The organism is Paraburkholderia phenoliruptrix (assembly GCF_047325075.1).
Lineage (GTDB): Bacteria > Pseudomonadota > Gammaproteobacteria > Burkholderiales > Burkholderiaceae > Paraburkholderia > Paraburkholderia phenoliruptrix.
This window is the reverse complement of sequence record NZ_CP168530.1, coordinates 1762432-1781535: the sequence shown is the minus strand read 5'-3', so window position 1 is coordinate 1781535 and position 19104 is coordinate 1762432. Positions and strand designations below refer to the sequence as shown.

19 protein-coding genes are annotated in these 19104 nt (G+C 68.3%); 13 read left to right on the top strand and 6 right to left on the bottom strand.

Going from position 1 to position 19104, the window contains the following annotated elements:
• Nucleotides 1-28: 28 nt before the first annotated feature.
• From sctL to ACEN8U_RS07890, 5 genes are all read right to left on the bottom strand, one after another.
• Entirely contained in the window at nt 29-877 is an 849-nt protein-coding gene (sctL, locus tag ACEN8U_RS07910) for a type III secretion system stator protein SctL (protein WP_310107826.1), read from the bottom strand.
• The gene (locus ACEN8U_RS07905) at nt 862-1866 is read right to left on the bottom strand and encodes a type III secretion protein HrpB4 (protein WP_310108073.1); all 1005 of its coding nucleotides are present in this window, start codon (nt 1864-1866) and stop codon (nt 862-864) included. Before ACEN8U_RS07905 ends, sctL begins: the two co-directional genes overlap by 16 nt.
• Nucleotides 1866-2621 carry a type III secretion system inner membrane ring lipoprotein SctJ gene (sctJ, locus tag ACEN8U_RS07900; RefSeq protein WP_310108071.1) on the bottom strand — a complete coding sequence of 252 codons (756 nt, stop codon included), beginning with the start codon at nt 2619-2621 and terminating at the stop codon, nt 1866-1868. The genes ACEN8U_RS07905 and sctJ overlap by 1 nt, the downstream gene beginning before the upstream one ends.
• 96 nt (nt 2622-2717) lie before the next feature.
• Entirely contained in the window at nt 2718-3116 is a 399-nt protein-coding gene (locus ACEN8U_RS07895; RefSeq protein ID WP_013592494.1) for a type III secretion protein HrpB2, read from the bottom strand.
• A gap of 56 nt (nt 3117-3172) precedes the next feature.
• Complete coding sequence (locus tag ACEN8U_RS07890) at nt 3173-3748, bottom strand: HrpB1 family type III secretion system apparatus protein (RefSeq protein WP_310107824.1); 576 nt, start codon at nt 3746-3748, stop codon at nt 3173-3175.
• Between the two features lie 396 nt (nt 3749-4144).
• Here ACEN8U_RS07890 and sctU point away from each other — a divergent pair, with 396 nt between their 5' ends.
• The 11 genes from sctU to ACEN8U_RS07835 all read left to right on the top strand — a co-directional run bounded on the left by sctU (nt 4145) and on the right by ACEN8U_RS07835 (nt 13943).
• A complete protein-coding gene (gene sctU, locus ACEN8U_RS07885) occupies nt 4145-5266 on the top strand; it encodes a type III secretion system export apparatus subunit SctU (RefSeq protein ID WP_310107822.1) in 1122 nt (373 codons plus the stop codon).
• Nucleotides 5250-7343, top strand: coding sequence for a type III secretion system export apparatus subunit SctV (gene sctV, locus ACEN8U_RS07880; RefSeq protein ID WP_413656879.1), 2094 nt, complete (start codon nt 5250-5252; stop codon nt 7341-7343). Before sctU ends, sctV begins: the two co-directional genes overlap by 17 nt.
• A 29-nt stretch (nt 7344-7372) precedes the next feature.
• Nucleotides 7373-8062, top strand: coding sequence for a type III secretion system protein SctP (gene sctP, locus ACEN8U_RS07875; RefSeq protein ID WP_310107819.1), 690 nt, complete (start codon nt 7373-7375; stop codon nt 8060-8062).
• A gap of 57 nt (nt 8063-8119) precedes the next feature.
• A complete protein-coding gene (gene sctQ / locus ACEN8U_RS07870) occupies nt 8120-9466 on the top strand; it encodes a type III secretion system cytoplasmic ring protein SctQ (RefSeq protein ID WP_310107818.1) in 1347 nt (448 codons plus the stop codon).
• Nucleotides 9450-10100 (top strand): type III secretion system export apparatus subunit SctR, encoded by a 651-nt coding sequence (gene sctR, locus ACEN8U_RS07865; RefSeq protein ID WP_310107816.1) that lies wholly within the window; start codon nt 9450-9452, stop codon nt 10098-10100. Before sctQ ends, sctR begins: the two co-directional genes overlap by 17 nt.
• Nucleotides 10101-10138: 38 nt before the next feature.
• The gene (gene sctS / locus ACEN8U_RS07860) at nt 10139-10402 is read left to right on the top strand and encodes a type III secretion system export apparatus subunit SctS (protein ID WP_013341121.1); all 264 of its coding nucleotides are present in this window, start codon (nt 10139-10141) and stop codon (nt 10400-10402) included.
• 80 nt (nt 10403-10482) lie between these two features.
• The gene (locus ACEN8U_RS07855; RefSeq protein ID WP_310107814.1) at nt 10483-11286 is read left to right on the top strand and encodes a hypothetical protein; all 804 of its coding nucleotides are present in this window, start codon (nt 10483-10485) and stop codon (nt 11284-11286) included.
• 147 nt (nt 11287-11433) lie between these two features.
• Nucleotides 11434-12750, top strand: coding sequence for a secretion protein (locus tag ACEN8U_RS07850; RefSeq protein WP_310107812.1), 1317 nt, complete (start codon nt 11434-11436; stop codon nt 12748-12750).
• A gap of 7 nt (nt 12751-12757) precedes the next feature.
• Nucleotides 12758-13018 (top strand): type III secretion protein, encoded by a 261-nt coding sequence (locus ACEN8U_RS07845; RefSeq protein WP_310107811.1) that lies wholly within the window; start codon nt 12758-12760, stop codon nt 13016-13018.
• A 108-nt stretch (nt 13019-13126) separates the two neighbouring features.
• Nucleotides 13127-13291 (top strand): hypothetical protein, encoded by a 165-nt coding sequence (locus tag ACEN8U_RS07840; RefSeq protein ID WP_006047110.1) that lies wholly within the window; start codon nt 13127-13129, stop codon nt 13289-13291.
• 184 nt (nt 13292-13475) lie between these two features.
• The gene (locus ACEN8U_RS07835; protein ID WP_310107809.1) at nt 13476-13943 is read left to right on the top strand and encodes a CesT family type III secretion system chaperone; all 468 of its coding nucleotides are present in this window, start codon (nt 13476-13478) and stop codon (nt 13941-13943) included.
• A 37-nt stretch (nt 13944-13980) separates the two neighbouring features.
• On the opposite strand, the gene ACEN8U_RS07830 is transcribed toward ACEN8U_RS07835, so the two are convergent.
• Entirely contained in the window at nt 13981-14454 is a 474-nt protein-coding gene (locus ACEN8U_RS07830; RefSeq protein ID WP_310107807.1) for a hypothetical protein, read from the bottom strand.
• A 364-nt stretch (nt 14455-14818) separates the two neighbouring features.
• On the opposite strand from ACEN8U_RS07830, the gene ACEN8U_RS07825 reads away from it, so the two are divergent.
• Together ACEN8U_RS07825 and ACEN8U_RS07820 are read left to right on the top strand one after the other, a co-directional pair.
• The gene (locus ACEN8U_RS07825) at nt 14819-15505 is read left to right on the top strand and encodes a GNAT family protein (protein WP_310107805.1); all 687 of its coding nucleotides are present in this window, start codon (nt 14819-14821) and stop codon (nt 15503-15505) included.
• Between the two features lie 95 nt (nt 15506-15600).
• Nucleotides 15601-19047 (top strand): autotransporter, encoded by a 3447-nt coding sequence (locus ACEN8U_RS07820; RefSeq protein ID WP_310107803.1) that lies wholly within the window; start codon nt 15601-15603, stop codon nt 19045-19047.
• The last annotated feature ends 57 nt before the right edge of the window (nt 19048-19104 follow it).

Sequence of the window (19104 nt, the reverse complement as noted above, 5' to 3'; positions counted from 1 at the left end):
CGGGACAGATGGGCCGCGCCGGGCGGGGTCATTGCCAGCCCTCGTCGGCCCAGCCGTCGCCTGCCTCGGCGAGTTCGGCGGTGTCGTTGCCAGCCATCGCGGCATGCGGCGCAACGGATGGCGCACCTTCGTCCAGTTCGCCCGCCGACTGCTTGAGCGCCCGCGAAACCGCGAGCCGCATCGCCCGCATTTGGGTCGCGAGACTGGCGTCGATTGCGCCGAAATCCGACTCGCACAGGCAACTGCCCGCCGCGAGCCGCTTGTCCGCGATGACCGACAACGGGAATGGCCTGCCCAGATCGCGCCAGCGCGCGCCAAGCCGTTCAAAGGCCACACAGGCCTTGTCGTAGTCGACGGGGCTCACGGCGACGCGCAGCCACGTCGCGCCCTCGACGATGCGGTCCACCGCCGACAGCGCCCGCTCGAACAGCTGATCGGCCTGTTGCACCTGCACGATCTGCTCGACGGCCACGGTCACGATGCTCGCGATCCGCTCGCGCATTTTCAGTTGTGCTTTGCGTTGTTCGGCGCCGGCCTGCGCGAGCCGCTCGACCCAGTCGGCAAGCGCGCGCTCTTCGCCGTCGCGGTAACCGCTTGTCGCTGCCTGCTCGTACTCGCTGCGCGCGGCCTCGCGAATCGTCCCGGCTTCCGCACGAGCGGCGGCCACGATCGCCGCGGCTTCGTCGCGCGCGGCGGCGAGCGTGCTGTCGCGATCGGCGGCGAGTTGCGCGTAGGCGGCGTCGATCTCCATCAACGCCCCGAAGGCGGCACGCGGCACCACGTCCGCGTGCGCGCCGACATGCCCTCCGCCGCGCCCATCGCCGTGGATGCCACCGGCGGCGTGCAGCAGCCGGTCCGATCTCAGCCAAATAGCCATGCCCACTCCGGAAGCAGTTCGGGAAGTTGCGCAAAGAGCAGCGCGGTGCCGCCCGCGTCGAGTTCGCGCGCGCTGACGGCCGGCCACAGCGGCGGCAGGTCGCGCGGCAGCGCGAGCCGCAGCAGCGGACACGGGCAAGGCGCGCGGGGCCGGTGGCGCGGCTCGTCGTGTTCCTCGTGTTCCTCGTGTTCCTCGTGTTCCTCGTGTTCCTCGTGTTCCTCGTGCTCGCCGTGACCCGCTGCCTCGCGCGGCTTTTCGTGTTCTCCCTGACGCCTGGCTTCGCCTGATGCTTGCGTGGACATCGCGGACTGCGTCGCCTCCTGCCTATCGCGCGCAATCAGCGCATAGCCTTCGCAGGCGAGCCGCTCGCCGTCGATTTCCTCGAGCGGAGGCAACTGTCCTCGCGCGACGAGGCGCGTCGCATCAGACACGTGAGCCGGAACAGGCGCCGCCGCCTTCGCCAGTCTCCTGGCCGGCGCCGCGGCGCCCTGCGCCGGCGCGGCCCCGATCCGCTCCAGCGGCACACCGACCCATTGCGCGAGGCGGCGCCGACTCGGTTTGTCGATCAACCGCCGCACCTCCGCGCGGCGCAATAGCAGTGCGCGCATGCGCAGCACCCGCAGGCCGTCGTGCACCGGCAAAGCGTCGAGCACGACGGGATCCGGCGCGCGCAGGCTCTCGAAGCCCGGCATCGGCACCTGCGCCGCGCGCAACAGTGCCTGCGAACAGGCCGCCAGCGCGCCGGCTTGCGCGCCCGCCAGCGCGTCGAAGAGAGCGTCGAAGGAGGCAGACATGGTCTCAGGCGCGACGTCGAGTGCCGGTGCCCACCACGACGGATGCGCCCAGCGCGCGGCCTCGCGCGCGTTGCGCTGCCACGCGGCGAGCGCGGCGGCGGTGCGCGAAAACGGAAACGCCGCGGGGGGCACTGCCTGACCTCCCGTACCGACCGCTTCCGCAACAGCAGACAAGGAAACCGTGGACACCGTCATCACGCAGCCGAAGAAGGTTTCGCGCGGCGCCACTTGCCGGCGAGCGCATTGATTCGCGCGTGAATCCGCACATGGAGCGGAGCGGCCGGGCCTTGCGCCGGCATGCCGCGCCGCAGCCACAGAAACAGGCTCGCGGCGCCGGCGAGCAATACCAGCGCCGCTGCGATCAACGTGGGCAGCGGCGAACTCTGCACCGGCGTGGGCTTCGGCAGGTCGACGGGGTCGGCGGCCACGGCGGTCACGCTGACCGCGTCGTAGGTCAGGCCTTCCACGCTGTGCATCACCAGCGTCTTGATCTGCGGGACGAGCGCGCTCGCATCGGAATCGGGACGGTACTTGATGAACACCGAGGCCGACGACGGCTTCATCTGTTGCGCAAGCGGGTCGTTGTTGGGCAGCACGATCTGCACGCGCGCGACGATCACGCCGTCGATCTTCGAAAGGGTCGCCGAGAGTTCCTGCGACAGGCCGTAAATGAAGCGCACACGCTCCTCGGTCGGCGTGGAGACGAGGCCGTCCTTCCTGAAGAGGCTGCCCAGATCGTCGTAGCGGTTGTGCGGCAAACCGCGCTCGCGCAGCACCTGCATGGCCCGAACCAGCTGCTTGTCGTCGACCTCCAGCGTCCAGGTCTTGCCGTTGTCGACCGTGCTCTTCGACGCGTCGACGCCCTGCTCAAGCAGCGCCACCACCATCTCGTTCGCATCCTGTTCGGTCAGGTTGCGATACAGCTCCTTCTGGCAGCCGGCCAGCACCATGCAGCCGGCCAGCGCCAGCCCGAGCGCGCCCGTCCGCACCGCGCGAGCGAAGGGTCGCGCCGCAGCATGCGTCTTGTGCGTGAGTTCCCGCATCGCCTATTGATTCTTCATCAACGTTTCGACGGACGACTTCGACGAGTTGACCACGCCCATCTTGGCCTCCATGTCGAGTTGCGTGCTGGCGAGTTCGAGCGTCGCCTTCATCGCGGCGGCGGTCATTTCCTGCACCGACATGCGGTTCGCGTCGCCTGACAGCGCGAGCACGTCGTTCACGGACTTCTGGATCTCCGCGTCCTGCGACGCCGCCATCTTCGCGATCACATTGGTGCTCATGTCGTCGCCGTGATTGGGCGGCGCCATCCGCGGGTTGTGCATCAATGCCTTGAAGCGGTCGCCGGCCTGTTGCAGCGATGCGTCGCCGCCGGCCGCGTGCGCCGCGGGCGCAGCCGCTTGCAACGCGGCCGCGATCTGCTGGTTCGTGACGGACAATGCCATGCTCAGCCTCTTTGAATGAGGGGTTTCCGACGACGCCGCTGCGCCGCCCGCCGGATTCAGATACGCAAATAGCCCTGCTGCGCGAGCGCCTCGTTGTGAGCGGCGGTGGGCGGTGGCCCAGCGACGACGGGCGGCTCCTGCGGCAGCTCGTCGTTGAGCGCGGTGATCGACAGCGGCACTTCGAAGGTCCCGCCGTTGCGATAGACGCGAATCGCCTCGCGGAGGTCGTCGCGGGCTTCGAGCGCGCGCACGAGCTGCCGCGTGTCGCGATCCGGATTCTGCGCGAGCGCGGCGCTCGCCCATTGCCGCCAGCCGGTATCGCCCTTCACGGAGAGGCAAAACGCGAGCAGCGCCTTCGCATACGAGAAATGCGGGGCGCCTTCGATCACGCGCGAAAACACGCGGATGGCGTCGTCCCAGTGGCCGCGCTGCATGTAGAGCACGGCTTCCATCGTATCCAGTTCGGCCATGCGCGGACGCAACAAACGCAGAGCGTCCAGTGTCAGTTCGATGTCGTACGGATCCGCTTCGAGGGTCGGAAAATTGTTGAGCAGCGCGCAGGACAGCGTGTCGATCAGACCGCCCACGATGGCCTGACTGCAGTTGAGGTAATCCGGCGTGGCGGTACTCATGGCGAGAACTCCTGCTGATGGACTTGTCGACGAAGCACTGCGGCGCGCGGCCGAACAAGGCATCGGCAGTGCGGCGCGCAGCGATGCACCAGGATACCGTCCGCGGTAATCCGGCACATGCGCGATACGAAGCGAGCGTGATCCACGCGAAGCGCGCGAACAGGTTGGATGCGCGTCGCGAGGCGGCGGCTCGCATGAGATTGCGTCGAACGCACGCCGGGACACGCCGGCTCGCCGGGAGCGTCGCTTCGTTTGCCGCATGCGGGCTTCGCATCCGCGTCGCCCGGTGGCGAACGGCCCGTTACCGTCGGGCTACGAAGGAGCGTCGCGCGTCGGGCATCGCATGCGGCGAGGCAGAACAGGACGACGCGCAGCCGGTGACCCGAGCAGGATCTCATGAGCGAAGAAAAGACCGAGCAGCCCACCGACAAACGGCTGCGCGACACGCGCAAGGACGGCGAGACGTCGAAGAGCACCGACCTCGTCGATGCCGCGACGATGGCCGCCGTCGTGGGCGTGCTCGCGTTCGCGGCCGCGAGCTTCGGCGGTGCGCTGCGCTCGATTGTGAGCACGGCGCTCGAATTCGCGTCGGGCCGCCATGACGAGCCGCTCATCTTCGGCAAGCTCTTCGATCTCGGCAAAGAGGCGCTGATCGTCATCGTGCCCTGCGTCGGGGCCGCGGCGTTGGCGGCGGTGGCCGCGCTGATGCCGCAAGTGGGCTTTCAGATCGCGACCAGGCCGGTTGTGCCCGATCTCAAGCACGTGAGCCCCGTCGACGGCGTCAAGCGGATTTTCTCGTGGCGCACGGTCATCGACCTCGTGAAGATGGTGATCAAGGCGGCCGTCATCGGCGCGGTGATGTGGTTCACCATCAAGTGGATTCTGCCGTTGATCGTCGGTTCGCTCTATCAGCCGCTGCCGGAATTGTCGAAGCTCTTCTGGTCGCTCGTGATCAAAGTGTTTGCTGTGGCCGTGGCGGTCTTCATCGTAATCGGTGTGGTCGACGTCAAGCTGCAGCGCGTGCTGTTCCTGCGCAAGCTGAAGATGTCCAAGGACGAAGTCAAGCGGGAGCGCAAGCAGATGGACGGCGACCCGAAGATCAAGGCGGAGCGCAAGAAGCTCGCGCGCGAGTTCGCGACCTCGGCCGCGCCCGCGCAGCGCGTCGGCTTCGCGAATGCGCTCATCGTCAACCCGACGCACTACGCGGTCGCGATCCGCTATGCGCCGGCCGAGCATCCGCTGCCGCTCGTGATCGCGCGCGGCATGGACGAAAGCGCGGCGCAATTGCGGCGCTTCGCGCGTGACGCGAACGTGCCGATCATCGGCAATCCGCCGGTTGCGCGGGCGCTCTACAAGGTCGGCCTCGACGAGCCGATTCCCGAGGAACTGTTCGAGACCGTCGCCGCGATCCTGCGCTGGGTCGACGCGATCGGTGCACGCCACATGGAAGACCGGGGCGGCACGCCCACGCGCGACCCGCGCGACAACCTGGAAAGCCGCAATGTTCAAGACACTTAAGCTGCCCGCCGGCGGCGAAATCGGCATTGCGATGCTGGTGGTCGCAATCATCTCGCTGATGATTCTGCCGCTGCCGCCGTTTCTCATCGACATCCTGCTCGCCATCAACATCACGATCAGCGTGACCTTGTTGATGGTGACCATGTACGTGCCGAACGTGGTGTCGCTTTCCGTGTTTCCGTCGCTGCTGCTGTTCACCACGTTGTACCGTCTCTCGCTCAACATTGCATCGACCAAGTCGATCCTGCTGCACGCGGATGCGGGCAATATCATCGAAAGTTTCGGCGAGCTGGTGGTGGGCGGCAACCTCGTGGTCGGCATGGTCGTGTTCGTCATCATCACGACCGTGCAGTTCATTGTGATCGCGAAGGGCTCGGAGCGCGTGGCCGAAGTCGGCGCGCGCTTCACGCTCGACGCGTTGCCCGGCAAGCAGATGAGCATCGACGCCGATTTGCGCGCGAATCTGCTCACGCCCGAAGAGGCACGCCGCAAGCGCGCCACGCTCGCGGTCGAAAGCCAGCTGCACGGCGGCATGGACGGCGCGATGAAGTTCGTCAAGGGCGATGCGGTGGCCGGGCTCATCATCACGCTGATCAACATCATTGCGGGCATTGCCGTGGGCGTCGCGTATCACGACATGTCGGCGAGCGAGGCTGCGAACCGCTTTTCGATTCTCTCCGTCGGCGACGCGATGGTCTCGCAGATTCCCTCGCTGCTGCTCTCGGTGGCCGCGGGCGTGATGATCACGCGTGTCTCGGACGAACGCGACGCGCGACCGCTGTCGCTCGGCGACGAAATCGGCCGGCAGCTTTCGGCGAGCGCCCGCGCGCTCTACTTCGCGAGCCTGCTGCTGCTCGGCTTCGCCGCCGTGCCCGGCTTCCCGAGTTCCCTGTTCCTGCTGCTCGCGGCGATCCTCGCGTTTTGCGGCCACCGGCTCGGCAAGCGCAAGCCCGCGGCCACGACGCATGCCGGCGAGGCCGTCAACGCGATGCAGCGCGCCGGCTCGAAAGCGGAGACGCCCGCCATCCTCACGCGCGCGCCGCAATTCACCTGTCCGCTCGGCGTGCGTATTTCGCCCGACCTGGTCGCGCGCCTGTCGACCGCCGCGCTCGACCGCTCGTTCGAAACGGAACGCGCACGTCTGCAGGAGTACCTCGGCTTGCCGTTTCCCGGCATCACGATGTGGACGAGCGACGCATTGCCCGCATCGAGCTGCGAACTGCTGATGCACGACGTGCCCTATTGCGCGATCGAATTGCCGCCCGGCAAGGTGATGCTGCCGGACCCGGCGCTTACCGGCACGCGCGAGCCGCTTTCCGCCGACGCCGAAACGCTCGCTGCCGCCGATGCGCGGGCTGAAAAGCGCCGCGGACTCGACGGCGGTCCGGGGCCCACGTGGTGGATCGACGAAAAGAGCTTGCCGCCGAAGCAACCGGCGTGGCGCGCCGAGCAGGTGATCGCGCATGCCTCCGTGGCGATGTTGCGCAAGCACGCGTCGCTCTTTCTCGGCATTCAGGAAGTGCAGTGGATACTCGATCAGCAGAACGCCGACTATCCCGGTCTCGTCGCGGAAGTGCAGAAAGTGCTGCCGCCGCAGCGCATTGCCGATGTGCTGCGGCGGCTGCTGGAAGAGCAGATTCCGATCCGCAACGTCCGCAATATTCTGGAGAGTCTCGTCGTGTGGGGCGCGAAGGAAAAGGACATGCTGATGCTGACCGAATATGTGCGCGGCGACCTCGCGCGCTTTCTCGCGCATCGCGCGGCGGGCGCGGGGCGGCAATTGCCCGCGGTGCTGTTCGATCTGCCGGTGGAACAGCATATCCGCCAGGCCATCAAGCAGACGCCGACGGGCAACTTCCTCGCGCTGCCGCCCGACGAAGTGGGTTTCCTCATCGACCGGATCCAGTCTTTTGTCGGCGATACGCCGCGTGACGGCGTCGCGCTCGTCACCTCGATGGACATTCGCCGCTACGCGCGCCGCATGATCGAGGCGCGGCTCGGCTGGCTCGCCGTGTACTCGTATCAGGAACTCGGCGAGCACGTCGAACTGCAGCCGCTCGGCCGCGTGACGATCTAGCCGCGCCGGCGTCATCCCCGTTCACGCTCATGACCCTTATCGAACCGCGGCCGCTGCGCATCATTACCTCGGACACCGGAGAGCGCCCCGCCGCCGATGCCGACGCCGCGCGCGCGCGGCGCTTCGATTACGCGGCCCTCGTACGCCGCACGCGCGCGCAGCGCGCTCCCGTGTCGTTCGAGGAAGCGGCGACGGCAACGCAAGCGGACTGTGCGGGCGAAGAAAGCGGACACGCCCGGAACAGCGCGCACGCGCTGCGCGCGCGGGATGGCCACGCCCATCATTCGAGCGCCGGCCCCGAGGCCGATGCGCCAGACGACGGCGCGTTGGCATCGGCAGCCGCCATGGCTGCGCACGACGCGCTGCTGCAGCGTTTGCCGGCGGCGACCATGCCCGCCGTCGACGCCCTCTTTCGCACGCAAGGCCATTTTCTCGAACTGGCGCGCTCGCTCGCGCGAGAGGTCGCGGCTTTCTGCGCCGACCCGGCCATCGGCGACGCCGGCAACTGGGAAGTGCGTATTGCACTCGACGAGCGCATTCTGCCGGACACGACGCTGTATCTCTCCCTTTCGCGTTTCTGGTTGTCGCTTCGGTTCGACACGCGCGGCATCGAAACGCGGCAGTTACTCTTCGACCACAGTGCGATGCTCGAACGCGAGCTCGCTGCGCTGCTGAACGCGTGGGGCACGCCGCGCGACATCGAGCTGACGGTGTGGTGAGCGCGCCGCCATCGTTGATCCCGGCCGACGCAGGCCGCATCCTTGAACCGACGCCGCATGGGTTATTCGATTGCCGAAATGCCAGGGCTGGATGTTGCCGCTGAAGACCCAGCCTCGCATGCCGCGCTGGACCCCCGCTTGCATGTCTCCGCACATACGGCACCCATCGACCCTCTGCCGCTGCCCGCCGTGCCGCCGCTCGCGGCGCGCCTTGCGCGGCTCGTCTGCCATGCGGGCAGCGCGCAGTGTCTCGAGCGCGACGCGGCTGTCGTCGAATGGCAAGCGAGCGTGGAAGGCGAGGCCCATGACACGCGCGCATCTTTCGAACAGCCGGGCGTACTCGATCTCGCCCATCCGGCCGGGGCGATCCGCGTGCTGTTCGATCTCGCCGCGTTCCCCGCGCTCGCCATTGCCGCGCTGCCCGACGGCTCGCGCGCACCGGTGCCCGGCGACACCGCGCGTGCGTTGCGGACCGCGGTCGCCGGCGTGCTGCTCGCGCCGCTCCTCACGCGCCTCGCTGCGCTCGGCCTTGGCGCCATGCACGTCGCGCGGCTTGCGCACAGCGGGTCGCACGCGCTCAAGGAAGCCGACGCCGGGAATAGTGCGGCATTCGACGCCACTTTCTTGCTTGACGGAACACGGCACCGCGCGCGCGTGCGGGTCGCGGCGGCCGTCGTCGACGCGCTCGAAGCCTTGCACGCCGCCCGGGCGGCCACGTGGACGGCGAATGCTGTTGCCGCGCAGGGTTCGTCGCGAAGAGATGCCAGTGCATCGGGGTTGGGCGGCTGCATGATGCCGGGACGTCTGATACTCGGCTCGCGGCGCCTGCCCGTCGACACGTTGCGCGCACTCGAACCGGGCGACGTCCTGCTGCGTTCGCTGCCGGGCCATTTGCGCGCGCTGCTGCCGGAGAGCGGCGCCGGTCATGTCGACAAAGCCGACGCAGCCCACGCAGCAGAGGCAGCCGACGGCCACGCCGCGCCAATCGCGCGGCCTGCCAGCGCGACCGTGGCCTGGGGCTCGCCCGGCCTCATGCGCGTTCACGCGCAAGTCAACCTGGAAGGCCGCAGGCTTTCACTCACGAAGGAGCCCATCATGACCGATGAGCTGGATCCCGTTCGCCCGGACGATCTGCTCGCGCCGGATCAGCAATCGAATCCGATCGACATCGGCGAACTCGATCTGCCCGTCCAGTTCGAAGTCGACACCGTCGCGCTGCCGCTCTCGCAACTGTACGCGCTGCGCCCCGGCTATGTGCTCGAACTGCCGACGCCGGTCGCCGAAGCGCAGCTCAAGCTGGTTACGCATGGCCAGACCATCGGCTACGGCGAACTCGTCACCGTGGGCGACCATCTCGGCATCCGCATTCTGCGCATGGCGCACGGCGATGGTCCAGTTCAGTGACATCACAGGGCTGCTGATCGTCATCGTTGCGATCAGCCTTGTGCCTTTCGTCGCGATGGTCGTCACCTCGTACGCGAAGATCGTCGTCGTGCTCGGCCTGCTGCGCAATGCGCTCGGCGTGCAGCAGGTGCCGCCCAACATGGTGCTCAACGGCGTCGCGATTCTCGTGTCGCTCTACGTGATGGCGCCGGTCGGCATGCAGGCCATGCAGTCCATGCAGGGGCAGGCCATTGCCGGCCAGCCCACTCAGGCGTTGATCCAGGTGTTCAGCGCCGCCCGCGAACCGTTCCGCACGTTCTTGCAGAAGCACACGAACGAACGCGAGAAACGCTTCTTCATCCGCTCGGCGAACGTGGTGTGGCCGAAAGACGCCGCCTCCAGCCTCCACGAGAACGACCTCATCGTGCTCGCGCCCGCCTTCACGCTGACCGAGTTGACCGACGCGTTCAAGATCGGCTTTCTGCTCTACATTGCCTTTATCGTCATCGACCTGATCATTGCGAATGTGCTGCTCGCCATGGGTCTGAACCAGGTGACGCCGACGAACGTGGCCATTCCGTTCAAGCTGCTGCTGTTCGTCGTGATGGACGGCTGGTCGACGCTGATTCACGGCCTCGTGATGACCTATCGCTAGCGCGGCCCTGCTGGCCGGCCAACCGGAGAGATCGCCAGATGGATATCGACACGCTCGTACGCTTCACGACGCAGGGCATGCTGCTGTGCATGTACATCTCGTTGCCGATTGTGATCGTGGCCGCGCTGGTGGGACTCGGCGTGTCGTTCCTGCAGGCCATCACGTCGATGCAGGATCAGACGCTCTCGCACGGCGTGAAGCTGATTGCGGTCACGATAGCGATTGTGATCGCGGCGCCGTTTTCGGCGGCGGCGCTCCTGCATTTCGCGAACGAGATCATGCACACGGCGGTGCCCCAATGACGCGTGTCGGCACACCCGTCGCTACGGCCTCGCCAACGGCGCACGCGGATGCCGCTCGCCCACTTTCGCAGCAACCGGCCGTGCCCCGCTTCGCGGTGTTGTATCGCGGCACGACGACCTTCAGCTATGGCCGCACGCAGCAAGCGGCATTGCGCGGTTCGCTGCTCGCACGCAAGCTCGCGGCGCTCAACGCGCGCAAGCGCCAGGCAGCGCGCCCTGCGGGCGTGCGGCGGCCCTTCGTCGCGACCGGCAACGCTGCGAGCGAGCATGCGTCAGAGGGCGGCGACGCGGTCCGTATCACGCGCGACGCAGGCGGCGGGCGCGGCAGCGGCGGTCAATCGCATGACGGGCGCGATGGCGCAGAAGGCGACGATCACGCACCGCGCCCGCAGTTTCGCGTGTGCGGCGGACACACGGCGATCGCGCGTGCAGCGCCTCACGCACTGCAGACATTCGTCGCGGCGCGAGCGCCTTCAACGGATCTGCGCGACACGCTGCCGCGCCTCTGGTGCGACACGCTGCTCGCCTTGCGCGACGAGGCCGCCGCGCGTCCGCACGCGCCGCTCGACGCGTTGCTGCACGAACGCTTCATCGACCTGCTTGGCGTGCAGTTGCACACCGGTGCACCCGGCGATGCGAGCCTCGCCGCGTGGCGGCAGCGTCTCATCGACGCGTCGCGAACGCGAGGCCCGGGCTCTCGCCATGCGCCCGTGGAAGGCCGCGCATCCACGGAACGAATTGGCCGCGCCGGCAGGCTGAATCTGCTGTTGCCGCTGCTGCTGCTCGCGTACGGCAGGCCTTCGACCTTGCCCATGCGCGAGCGCGCGATGAACGTGCGCATCGTGCAGCGCGGCGCCGCGCTCATGGCGGCCGGGCGCAGCTGATGCAGCGCGCCTGGGTCGCCTGTGTGCGCAGTTTCGCTTTCCATGTATCCGCTTCGCATTGTGTGCTGGAACGTCATCGGCGGCGGCTAGAGTGAGTGTCGAAAGGCGTGCCGCCGCGCGCCGCCTCATTCCTTCAACGGGCTTTCCATGACGAAGCTGCTGCGTATCCTGACTGGCGTGCATGCCGGCGCGGAACTGCGTCTTGGCGCCGGCGCGCACCGGATCGGCGCGGACGACGATGCCGACATCCGCATCTCCGACTGGCGCGGCGACGAAGTGTCGCTTGTCGTCGATGCAGGCGGCGTGGTGAGCGCGCGCCGCTTGAGGCCGGTCATGGCCGCGTCAGAGGGCGAAGTCGAGTCCGAGTTCGCCGCTAACGAAAGCATCCGGCACGACAGCAACGCGGCGAAAACCGACGACATGCGTGCATCGGAAGGCGATGACGAGCCGGGCACGGTTATCCTGCTCGAGTTCGTGCCGATGCAGTTCGGCGATACGGTCATCTGCATCGGCTCCGACGACATCGCGTGGCCGAGCGATCTCGATCTGCTCTCCACGTTGCTTGTGAAGCCGGACGAAACGCGCCGCGCCGCCGAGCGCTCGCGCCGCCGCAGAATGACCGGCATCGTGTCCGCCTGCGCCATGCTCGGCGCACTGCTCGTGATCGGTTCGGTGATGCTGACCACGGCGGTCAGCCGCGCCGCGTTGCCGCGCGACGCCGGCGACCTCGCACAGCGGGTGAATCTCGAGCTGGCCGCCGCGCATCTGAAGGAGCTGCACGCGCAGGCGCGCGGCTCCACGGTGACCGTGAGCGGCATGGTCGCGACCGCTGATGAAGACACGCAAGTGCGCAAGATGCTCATGCGGATGTCGCCGAACCGCATCGCGCGGCATTACGACATCGCGCAGAACGACGTGCGCAATATCGCGGATTCGCTCGCCATGGAGGGGCTCAAGGTCGCGTACACCGGGCGCGGCACCTTCGAAATCAGCGGCAAGGCTGCGAATCCGCACGACGTGGAAGCGGCCGTTGCGCGAATGCGCCACGATCTCAGCGACAACGTGAAGGACGTGCGCGTGCGCGTCGCCCAAGCGGAAGACACGATGCCCTCGGCGCCTTCGTTCTCCTTCCTGATGTCCTCCGACGACGTGCGATATGGACAAACGCCCGACGGCGTCAAGCATATCTATACGCTGCCCGAAGATCCGGCTGCGTCGGCGGCCGCTGCTGCTGCGAACACTCCCGCCGATACGCACGGCAACGCCGAGGCCGCCGCGAAAAGCAGCGCCGAGCAAACGGCCGGCGCCGGGCTTGCCAATGAGACGCTTGCCGCCGGCTCGCAGATTGTCACGAGCGGCGCCGCGCGTGGCGTGATGCAGCCGGTCGAGGACATTCCCGCGACGCCGCCCTCGCCCGCCGCGCGCGCGGCGAACACGACCGCCTATTTGCCGCTACCGAAGTGAGGTTCCCATGACCGCGACATCGAACATCTACGCACCGCTCGAAGCGTGCGCCGCCGACTTCAACGATCTGCAAAAGACGCTCGCCGACCCCGCAGGCGGTCCGCGGCTTGCCGCGATCCGCGAGGCGCTGGAGGCGACCGCGAAAAACGTGGGCGAAACGCACGGCGCAACGGAGCTCGACCGCAACGATCTGGCGAAACTCTATCGCGGTCTGCTTGCCGCGGGACGCATCGTCGGTCAGCTCGCGGACAAACGCGGCGCGGCCTGAAGGGCGCGCCACCGGCGCAAGCGCCGGGCACGAGGCTCGCGCTGTGCGGCGGCGGCTGGCTGTCACACAGGGCAGCATGTCTTCTTAACCCGAAAACGAGGAGGTCTTATGTCTATCGGTCCAGCAATGGGTGCGATCACCGGCATGGCGGCGCAAGGCAGCACGGCTGCCATCGGCGCGGCTCAGGCCACGTTGCAGATGTCGCTGGCAGGTGCGGTGGCCAACACCATGAAAACCGCGGGTCAGACGATCCAGGGCGGCACTGGCCACTGAACCGTCGACCGCGCGGCGAGCGGGCACGGCCAGGCCGGCGCGAGCCGGCATGGACCGGCTCAAAGGTTTGCTGTGCGCCGCCGGTTGCCGCAATCGCGGTATTTCAACGGCCGGCTCGCGGTTCGCCGCGTGCCGGCTCTTTGCGTCGTCGGCAGAATGTGACTGAGTTGCGCGGGCCTTCCACGTGGACACCAACGATCGTTCCGAGCGCTATGCGGCATTGGTGCGCGACCTGTGCGCGACAGTCGGTCTCGCGGATGCCGAGCACGTGTTGCAGACGCGCTCCATCGAGGTGGAAGGTTTCGACGTGCGGCTCGAACACTTCGAGAACGACCTGGACGCGCTGTACGCCAATTTTCATTACGGCACGGTGACGGCCGGCCGCACGCTGGTCGTGTTCCGGCTGATGCTGGAAGCCAACCTGCTGATCTATGCGCAGGACCAGGCCCAGCTCGGACTCGACACGGATACGGGAGGCATGGTGCTCGTGCTGCGCGTGCCGATGACCTACGACGTCGACGGCGCCGCGCTCGCCGATCTGCTCGCGCATTACGCGGAACATGGCCGCTATTGGCGCAAGAGCATTATCGAATCGACGGATGAGATGTTCGAAGGGATTGTCGCGGGCGAGTTCACGTGGCTGCGCGCGTGAAGCGACGCGGGCGCGCAGCCGCTCGGCCGCCGCGTCATCACGTTGCGCCGTGAATGATCTCGCCGACGTGCTTGGTGAATTCCGCCAGCACCGCTATGTTGGCGAGCATTTCTCTCGCGGCGGCTGCGTCGAATGCGCTCTCTTCGACCGAAGGCGCTTCGGAAAATTGCGTTTGCACCGGGCGAACGGGCAGCGTGCGGGTCCACGAAGACGCGACATCGTCGCCCATGCGCGCCGTGCCCGGCTGGATCACCACGACGCTCGGCTTGCGCAGTACCGGCAGATTGTCGCCGCCCTTGCGCGACAGGCTGAACCTGGCGGTTCCGGGCGGCTCGCCCGGCCCTTGCGGCGGGGCAAGGTCGCGCAGCAGCGCGAGTTCGCCGACGAGCTTGACGCGCGTCGGCACGAGCGCGGCGCCCCTGGCGGTTTTTTCGTGCGTCGCGCCGTCGTGCACGCGCTCTATGCCGCCGACGCTTGCCGCCGGCAATGCGGCAATGGCTTTGCTGCTCACGGTTGGAGTCTCCCAGGTTCGGCGCGGCAAACCGACGTGTGCCGCCATGAGGGCACCTTAGCCTGCGCCGGCGCGACAGGTTCCCGTCGCGCGAAATGACGGCAGGCGATGCGAAGCGCGGCGAAGGGTGTGTGTCGGCGCATGGCTGGAGTTTGCGTTGGCGGGTTCCGGTCCGCGATTTGCCCCGCGCGCTTGCCCTTGTGCACCTTCGCATTCCCGCGCGCGTCTTCGCAGCCCCTGCGACCTGTTGTGCAGATTCGCATCGACAATGGCTTCAAACTCGGGTCCAACCCGCATCGAACCCGCATGAAATCCACATCGAATCCGCATCAAATCCGCATCAAGCGCCGCGTGGAGATCGCCGATGTCCCCTTTCCGCTTTCCCGCCCTGATCGAATCCGCCGATTTGCTGATGCGGCCGCCCGAGCCGCGCGACGCTAAAGCGCTCTTCGACGAAATGCTCGGCGACGTCGCCACGACACGCCACCTCAGTTTCAGACGTCACACGCAGATCGACGAGACGCTCGCCTTCATCGAGGATTCCGCTCAAGGCTGGCGGAGCGGCGAGTTGATCCGCTGGGTGCTCGAGGACCGTGCGAGCGGCCGGCTTACCGGCATGATCGAACTGCGGCCGCACCCGCCGCGCGTCGAAGTGGGCGTGATGATCAGCCGGCGCGGCGGTGCGCGCCGCCGCCGCGCCGGCCTGCATGCGCTGCGCAAGCTGCTGGCGTGGATGCTCGCGCAGCCGCCGATTCTGCGCATTTACGCGTATTGCGCCGTGGACGGCGATGCGCACAGCAGCATGGAAAAGCTCGGCTTTACGCTCGAAGCGAAGCTGACCCATTACGAATGCCGCCCCAATCTCGGCCTGCTGGCAGGCGACAGCTACCTCTATGCAATGACGCGGCCGCTGCAGGCGCCCGAGGAGACGCCCGCCACACGCTGGCTCAGCGAATACGCGGCGCTGAACGCGGGCCTCGAAGCCGGCGCCGCCGACGACACAGCGAACACACCGCCGCATGCGCAGGAGCTGCACATCGCCGCTTCGTGATTCGACGCCGCGCTTCGCATTGCGCGGCGCTGCACAAACTGGGCTGTCACATTGCGAGGACATAGTGCAACGCGGTCTCCTTCTGCCGCGTCGACATGTTCCGCTATCGCCCGCTCGATGTTTCGTCCGCCGACAGTCTGATTGAAAACGCGCCTGCCGCAGCGCAAGCGCAGGAACCTACCGCCTCCGTGAAACCGGCGCAGCGGCACCTGCCCGGCTGGATTCGCGGTGCGCTCGCCCGGCCGGCCCGGATGATCGGCGCGCGCCGCGTCGAACTGAGCACCGCGCTGTTCCAGCACAGCACGCATGGCAGCGCGTCCGGACCCGAGCATCACGCGCCGGGCGATCGCCGCTTCCCGCCGTCCGACACCGCACGACACGCACTGTGTGGCACGAATCCGCTCGCGGATACCGGGCTGCTGGCCGCGCGCGCCGCCTATGCCGGCAGCGCGCGGGAGTTCGTGCCCGACGCGGTGCAATCGCCTTCGGGCACGCGCGCAACAGCCGAAGCGGGAGCGACCGCGTCGTCGCAGTGCTTGACCATGGACACCATCACGACGCGCGCCGATCTCACCGCCTACGTGCAACAGCGATTCAGCGCCGGCCCCGCGCACGCAGACGACGCCGCGACGCTCGCCGGCCGTCTGCATCGACTATGTGCGACTGCGGGAGACACCGGCGCTGCTGCGCCGCTCCACACCGCCCCCGCCGATTCCGACGACTTACAGGCAACCCTGCGCGGCGCGCTGCTTGCCGACGCGCTCGCGCAGGCGGGCGCGGCCGATTGCCGGTCGGCCCATGTGATGATCGAGCGGATCGGCATGCTCGACTTCGCCGCCGCGCATCTGCGCCGTTCGGAGAGCAGCGCCGAGCGCGACGCATGGCGCGCGGCGCGTGTGCTCGCGCGCTCCGGCGAGGGCCGCACGATTCTCGCGGCATTGCGCACAGCGACGCTCAACCCCTACGACGACGATCTGCACCGCTTTAGCATCGAAGCGCTGCTGACGAGCGCCAATGCACTCGAGCCGCTCGGCACGGACGAGCTGGTTCATGCCGACGATCTCGCACCGGGCGCGCTGGCGGCGCGCGCCAACCGGCTTCGGGAGAGCCCGGCGCCACCCGCGCGGGGCTCCCAGGCCGCGAGCGTCGCGCCGCTTGCCGCGCGCGCATTCGACGCCGCATCGGCCTTGCTCGCGCACGGACGCGACGCGTTGACGCCCGATCAACACGGCGTGCTGTTCGCTTGGCGCCAGGCGTTCGGAGAAGACGGGCGCCACAGCGAGCTGTCGCAGACGAGGCAACGCCTCGCCCGCTTCGCCGCAAACACGATTCCGCGCGTCGGCGAAAAACGCTGGAAAACCTTGCTGCCGCGCATGTTCCGCGGCCGGCACGGCTCGCCGCTGTCGGCGCTGCGCCTCGGCACGCAAGGCGTGCCGCGCAAGACGATCGCCGCGGAACAGGCAAAGGTGCGCAAGCACCTGCAAGCGGCCTTGCCGCACCTCATGCAAAGCCCGGCGATGAGTCCGCGCGCGGCGCTCGCTCATGCGCGGCCGGAGGCCTCGCTTGCGGAACTCGCGGCGCTCGGTGTCTGGCTCGAACGCGGCGGCTTTCCACCGGGCCGTCTCGACGACGACGTCCTGCGGGCCATCGCGCAGCGCGCTCACGTGCTGTGCGGGGAAGCGACGCAGCCGCGGCCTGCCGGGGCCGACGCTGCGGGATCGGCGGTGCACATCAAGGTGCCGCGCCGGGTACGGGCGAGCGCGCGCGAGGCCACCGCCAGCTGGCTCGCCATGACGCCGCAGCAGCTCGCGCGAAGCAAACCGTTCCGCACGCTTGCGAAGCGACCGTTCACCGTCGAGCGGCTCGCCGTGTGGGGCAAGGTCGCGGGCGTGCCTCACGGCTCGCCGTTCTGGCACACGGTAAACGAGCTGCGCGCGGCCCTGCGGCACGAGCCGGATGCGCGCGCCGCCAACACGGTCGACGATGTGCGCGAAACGCTGCTCGACGTGGCGGCGAACCTGCAATCGGGGCAGCGTCTGCGGCTCACGGATGGCGGCAGGCAAGGCGTCAGCACGCGCGGCCTGAACATCACCATCGAGACCGTGTTGCGCGGACACGGCATGCCTGTGTCGCCGCGCCTCGACCTGCGCGCGTCGCGCACGCGCGAGGCCGTGGTCGACATCAGCCGCTCGACGCACGGCGCGACGCTTTTCATCGGCACGGCGAAATCGAGCATGCATCACGTCGGCGCGGGGCTGCTCGTCGGCTACGACATGACGACGGCATTGACCGCGCTGCGCGCGGGGCTCGTCGCGAACGCCACACTGCATGCCCAGGAGCTCAGCGAGCCGCGCGGCGTGACGCTGCGCGTGGCGCGCCGGCCGTTGCCCGACGGCAGCGGCTACGACGACGCGACGCTGCGCGCGAAGCTGGCCGGCATCGTCGAGCATCTGTTCGACGAGTCGGGCGAAGCGCACGGCGACGGGCCCGCGGGTGTCTGGAACCGCCTCGCATCGCGTTACTGGGACGACCCCGACGTGTCGGTCAGCTGGACCGACGGTTACACGCTCAACCGGCGACGCGGCGTCACGCTCGACGCCAACGCGACGCTGAAGGTGGCGAGCTTCGGCGGCGAAACGGTGGTCGATCCGGCAAGCGGCAAGCGCACCCATCCGCTGTCGGTGCGGACCGGGCCCTCGGCGGGCGGCGGCTGGCAGCGCTCGCGCCAGAGCGCGGAGGCGCGCGAGCGCAGCGGCCGCGTCCAGGTCGAGGAACACCGCGTCGGCATCGGCAGCCATTGGCAGTTGCGCGGCGGCATCGCGCCGGGCTTTTCTCATCCGCTCGACGCCGAAGGCCGGCGCACCGTGGGCCTTTTTTCGATCGACGCCCCGGCCGCGACGATGGCGCTGCGCGAGCGCAACCGCCTGGCGAAGCTGCTGCTGGTGCGCGAGGACGGCCGGCTCAATCACCGCGGCTCGATTCTCGACATCGAGTATCAGGATGCCCGCACCTACACACGCGCTGTGGACGCCGCGCGCGGCGAACTGGTCGCGCTGTTTGCCGCCGAGGCTCGCGCGCGTCGCGAGCGCAACGCGGCGCTGGGCACGGCGCTTTATGCCGAGGGCGCGGCCGGTGCGGGCGAGGCGCGCCACGAACCGTCGGCGGAGGCGCAGGCGGCTGAGCGCATCGACGAACACCTCGCCAACGTGCGGCGAAACCAGCGGCCCAATCTGACCTACGTGCAGCGCTACCGGTTGCGCCGGCACGCCGCCTTGCGGCTCGACGCCAATGAGGCGGCACTGGCGCAGGCGGGCGGCGAGCCGCGGCTTGAGGCGCACATGGCGGCGGCCAACGCGAGCATTCTCGACGACCCCGCTTCGTGGATGGCCGTCGAGCTGAAGGTGAAGGAGCGCAATGCGAGCGCGCGCAGCTTTGGACCGAACGTGATGCTGCAACTGACGACGCGCACGGGCGCCGTCGGCGATCGCGAGATCGTGACCGAGGGCGTGCCGTTCAGTGTGCTGGAAGCATTGGACCGGTGAGTTCGGTTGCCGCTTCGTGCGGGTGGCGGGGCGTTCGCGTCGTCGGGCGCGGCTTGA

Excerpts from the sequence above, each read along its gene's own strand:
- ACEN8U_RS07840 (WP_006047110.1), top strand. The coding sequence starts at position 13,127 with ATGTCTATCGGTCCAGCAATGGGTGCGATCACCGGCATGGCGGCGCAA.
- sctL (WP_310107826.1), bottom strand. The coding sequence starts at position 877 with ATGGCTATTTGGCTGAGATCGGACCGGCTGCTGCACGCCGCCGGTGGC.
- ACEN8U_RS07895 (WP_013592494.1), bottom strand. The coding sequence starts at position 3,116 with ATGGCATTGTCCGTCACGAACCAGCAGATCGCGGCCGCGTTGCAAGCG.
- sctU (WP_310107822.1), top strand. The coding sequence starts at position 4,145 with ATGAGCGAAGAAAAGACCGAGCAGCCCACCGACAAACGGCTGCGCGAC.
- sctP (WP_310107819.1), top strand. The coding sequence starts at position 7,373 with ATGACCCTTATCGAACCGCGGCCGCTGCGCATCATTACCTCGGACACC.
- sctV (WP_413656879.1), top strand. The coding sequence starts at position 5,250 with ATGTTCAAGACACTTAAGCTGCCCGCCGGCGGCGAAATCGGCATTGCG.
- sctS (WP_013341121.1), top strand. The coding sequence starts at position 10,139 with ATGGATATCGACACGCTCGTACGCTTCACGACGCAGGGCATGCTGCTG.
- ACEN8U_RS07850 (WP_310107812.1), top strand. The coding sequence starts at position 11,434 with ATGACGAAGCTGCTGCGTATCCTGACTGGCGTGCATGCCGGCGCGGAA.
- sctR (WP_310107816.1), top strand. The coding sequence starts at position 9,450 with ATGGTCCAGTTCAGTGACATCACAGGGCTGCTGATCGTCATCGTTGCG.
- ACEN8U_RS07905 (WP_310108073.1), bottom strand. The coding sequence starts at position 1,866 with ATGACGGTGTCCACGGTTTCCTTGTCTGCTGTTGCGGAAGCGGTCGGT.
- ACEN8U_RS07825 (WP_310107805.1), top strand. The coding sequence starts at position 14,819 with ATGTCCCCTTTCCGCTTTCCCGCCCTGATCGAATCCGCCGATTTGCTG.
- ACEN8U_RS07845 (WP_310107811.1), top strand. The coding sequence starts at position 12,758 with ATGACCGCGACATCGAACATCTACGCACCGCTCGAAGCGTGCGCCGCC.
- ACEN8U_RS07890 (WP_310107824.1), bottom strand. The coding sequence starts at position 3,748 with ATGAGTACCGCCACGCCGGATTACCTCAACTGCAGTCAGGCCATCGTG.
- ACEN8U_RS07820 (WP_310107803.1), top strand. The coding sequence starts at position 15,601 with ATGTTCCGCTATCGCCCGCTCGATGTTTCGTCCGCCGACAGTCTGATT.
- sctQ (WP_310107818.1), top strand. The coding sequence starts at position 8,120 with ATGGGTTATTCGATTGCCGAAATGCCAGGGCTGGATGTTGCCGCTGAA.
- sctJ (WP_310108071.1), bottom strand. The coding sequence starts at position 2,621 with ATGGTGCTGGCCGGCTGCCAGAAGGAGCTGTATCGCAACCTGACCGAA.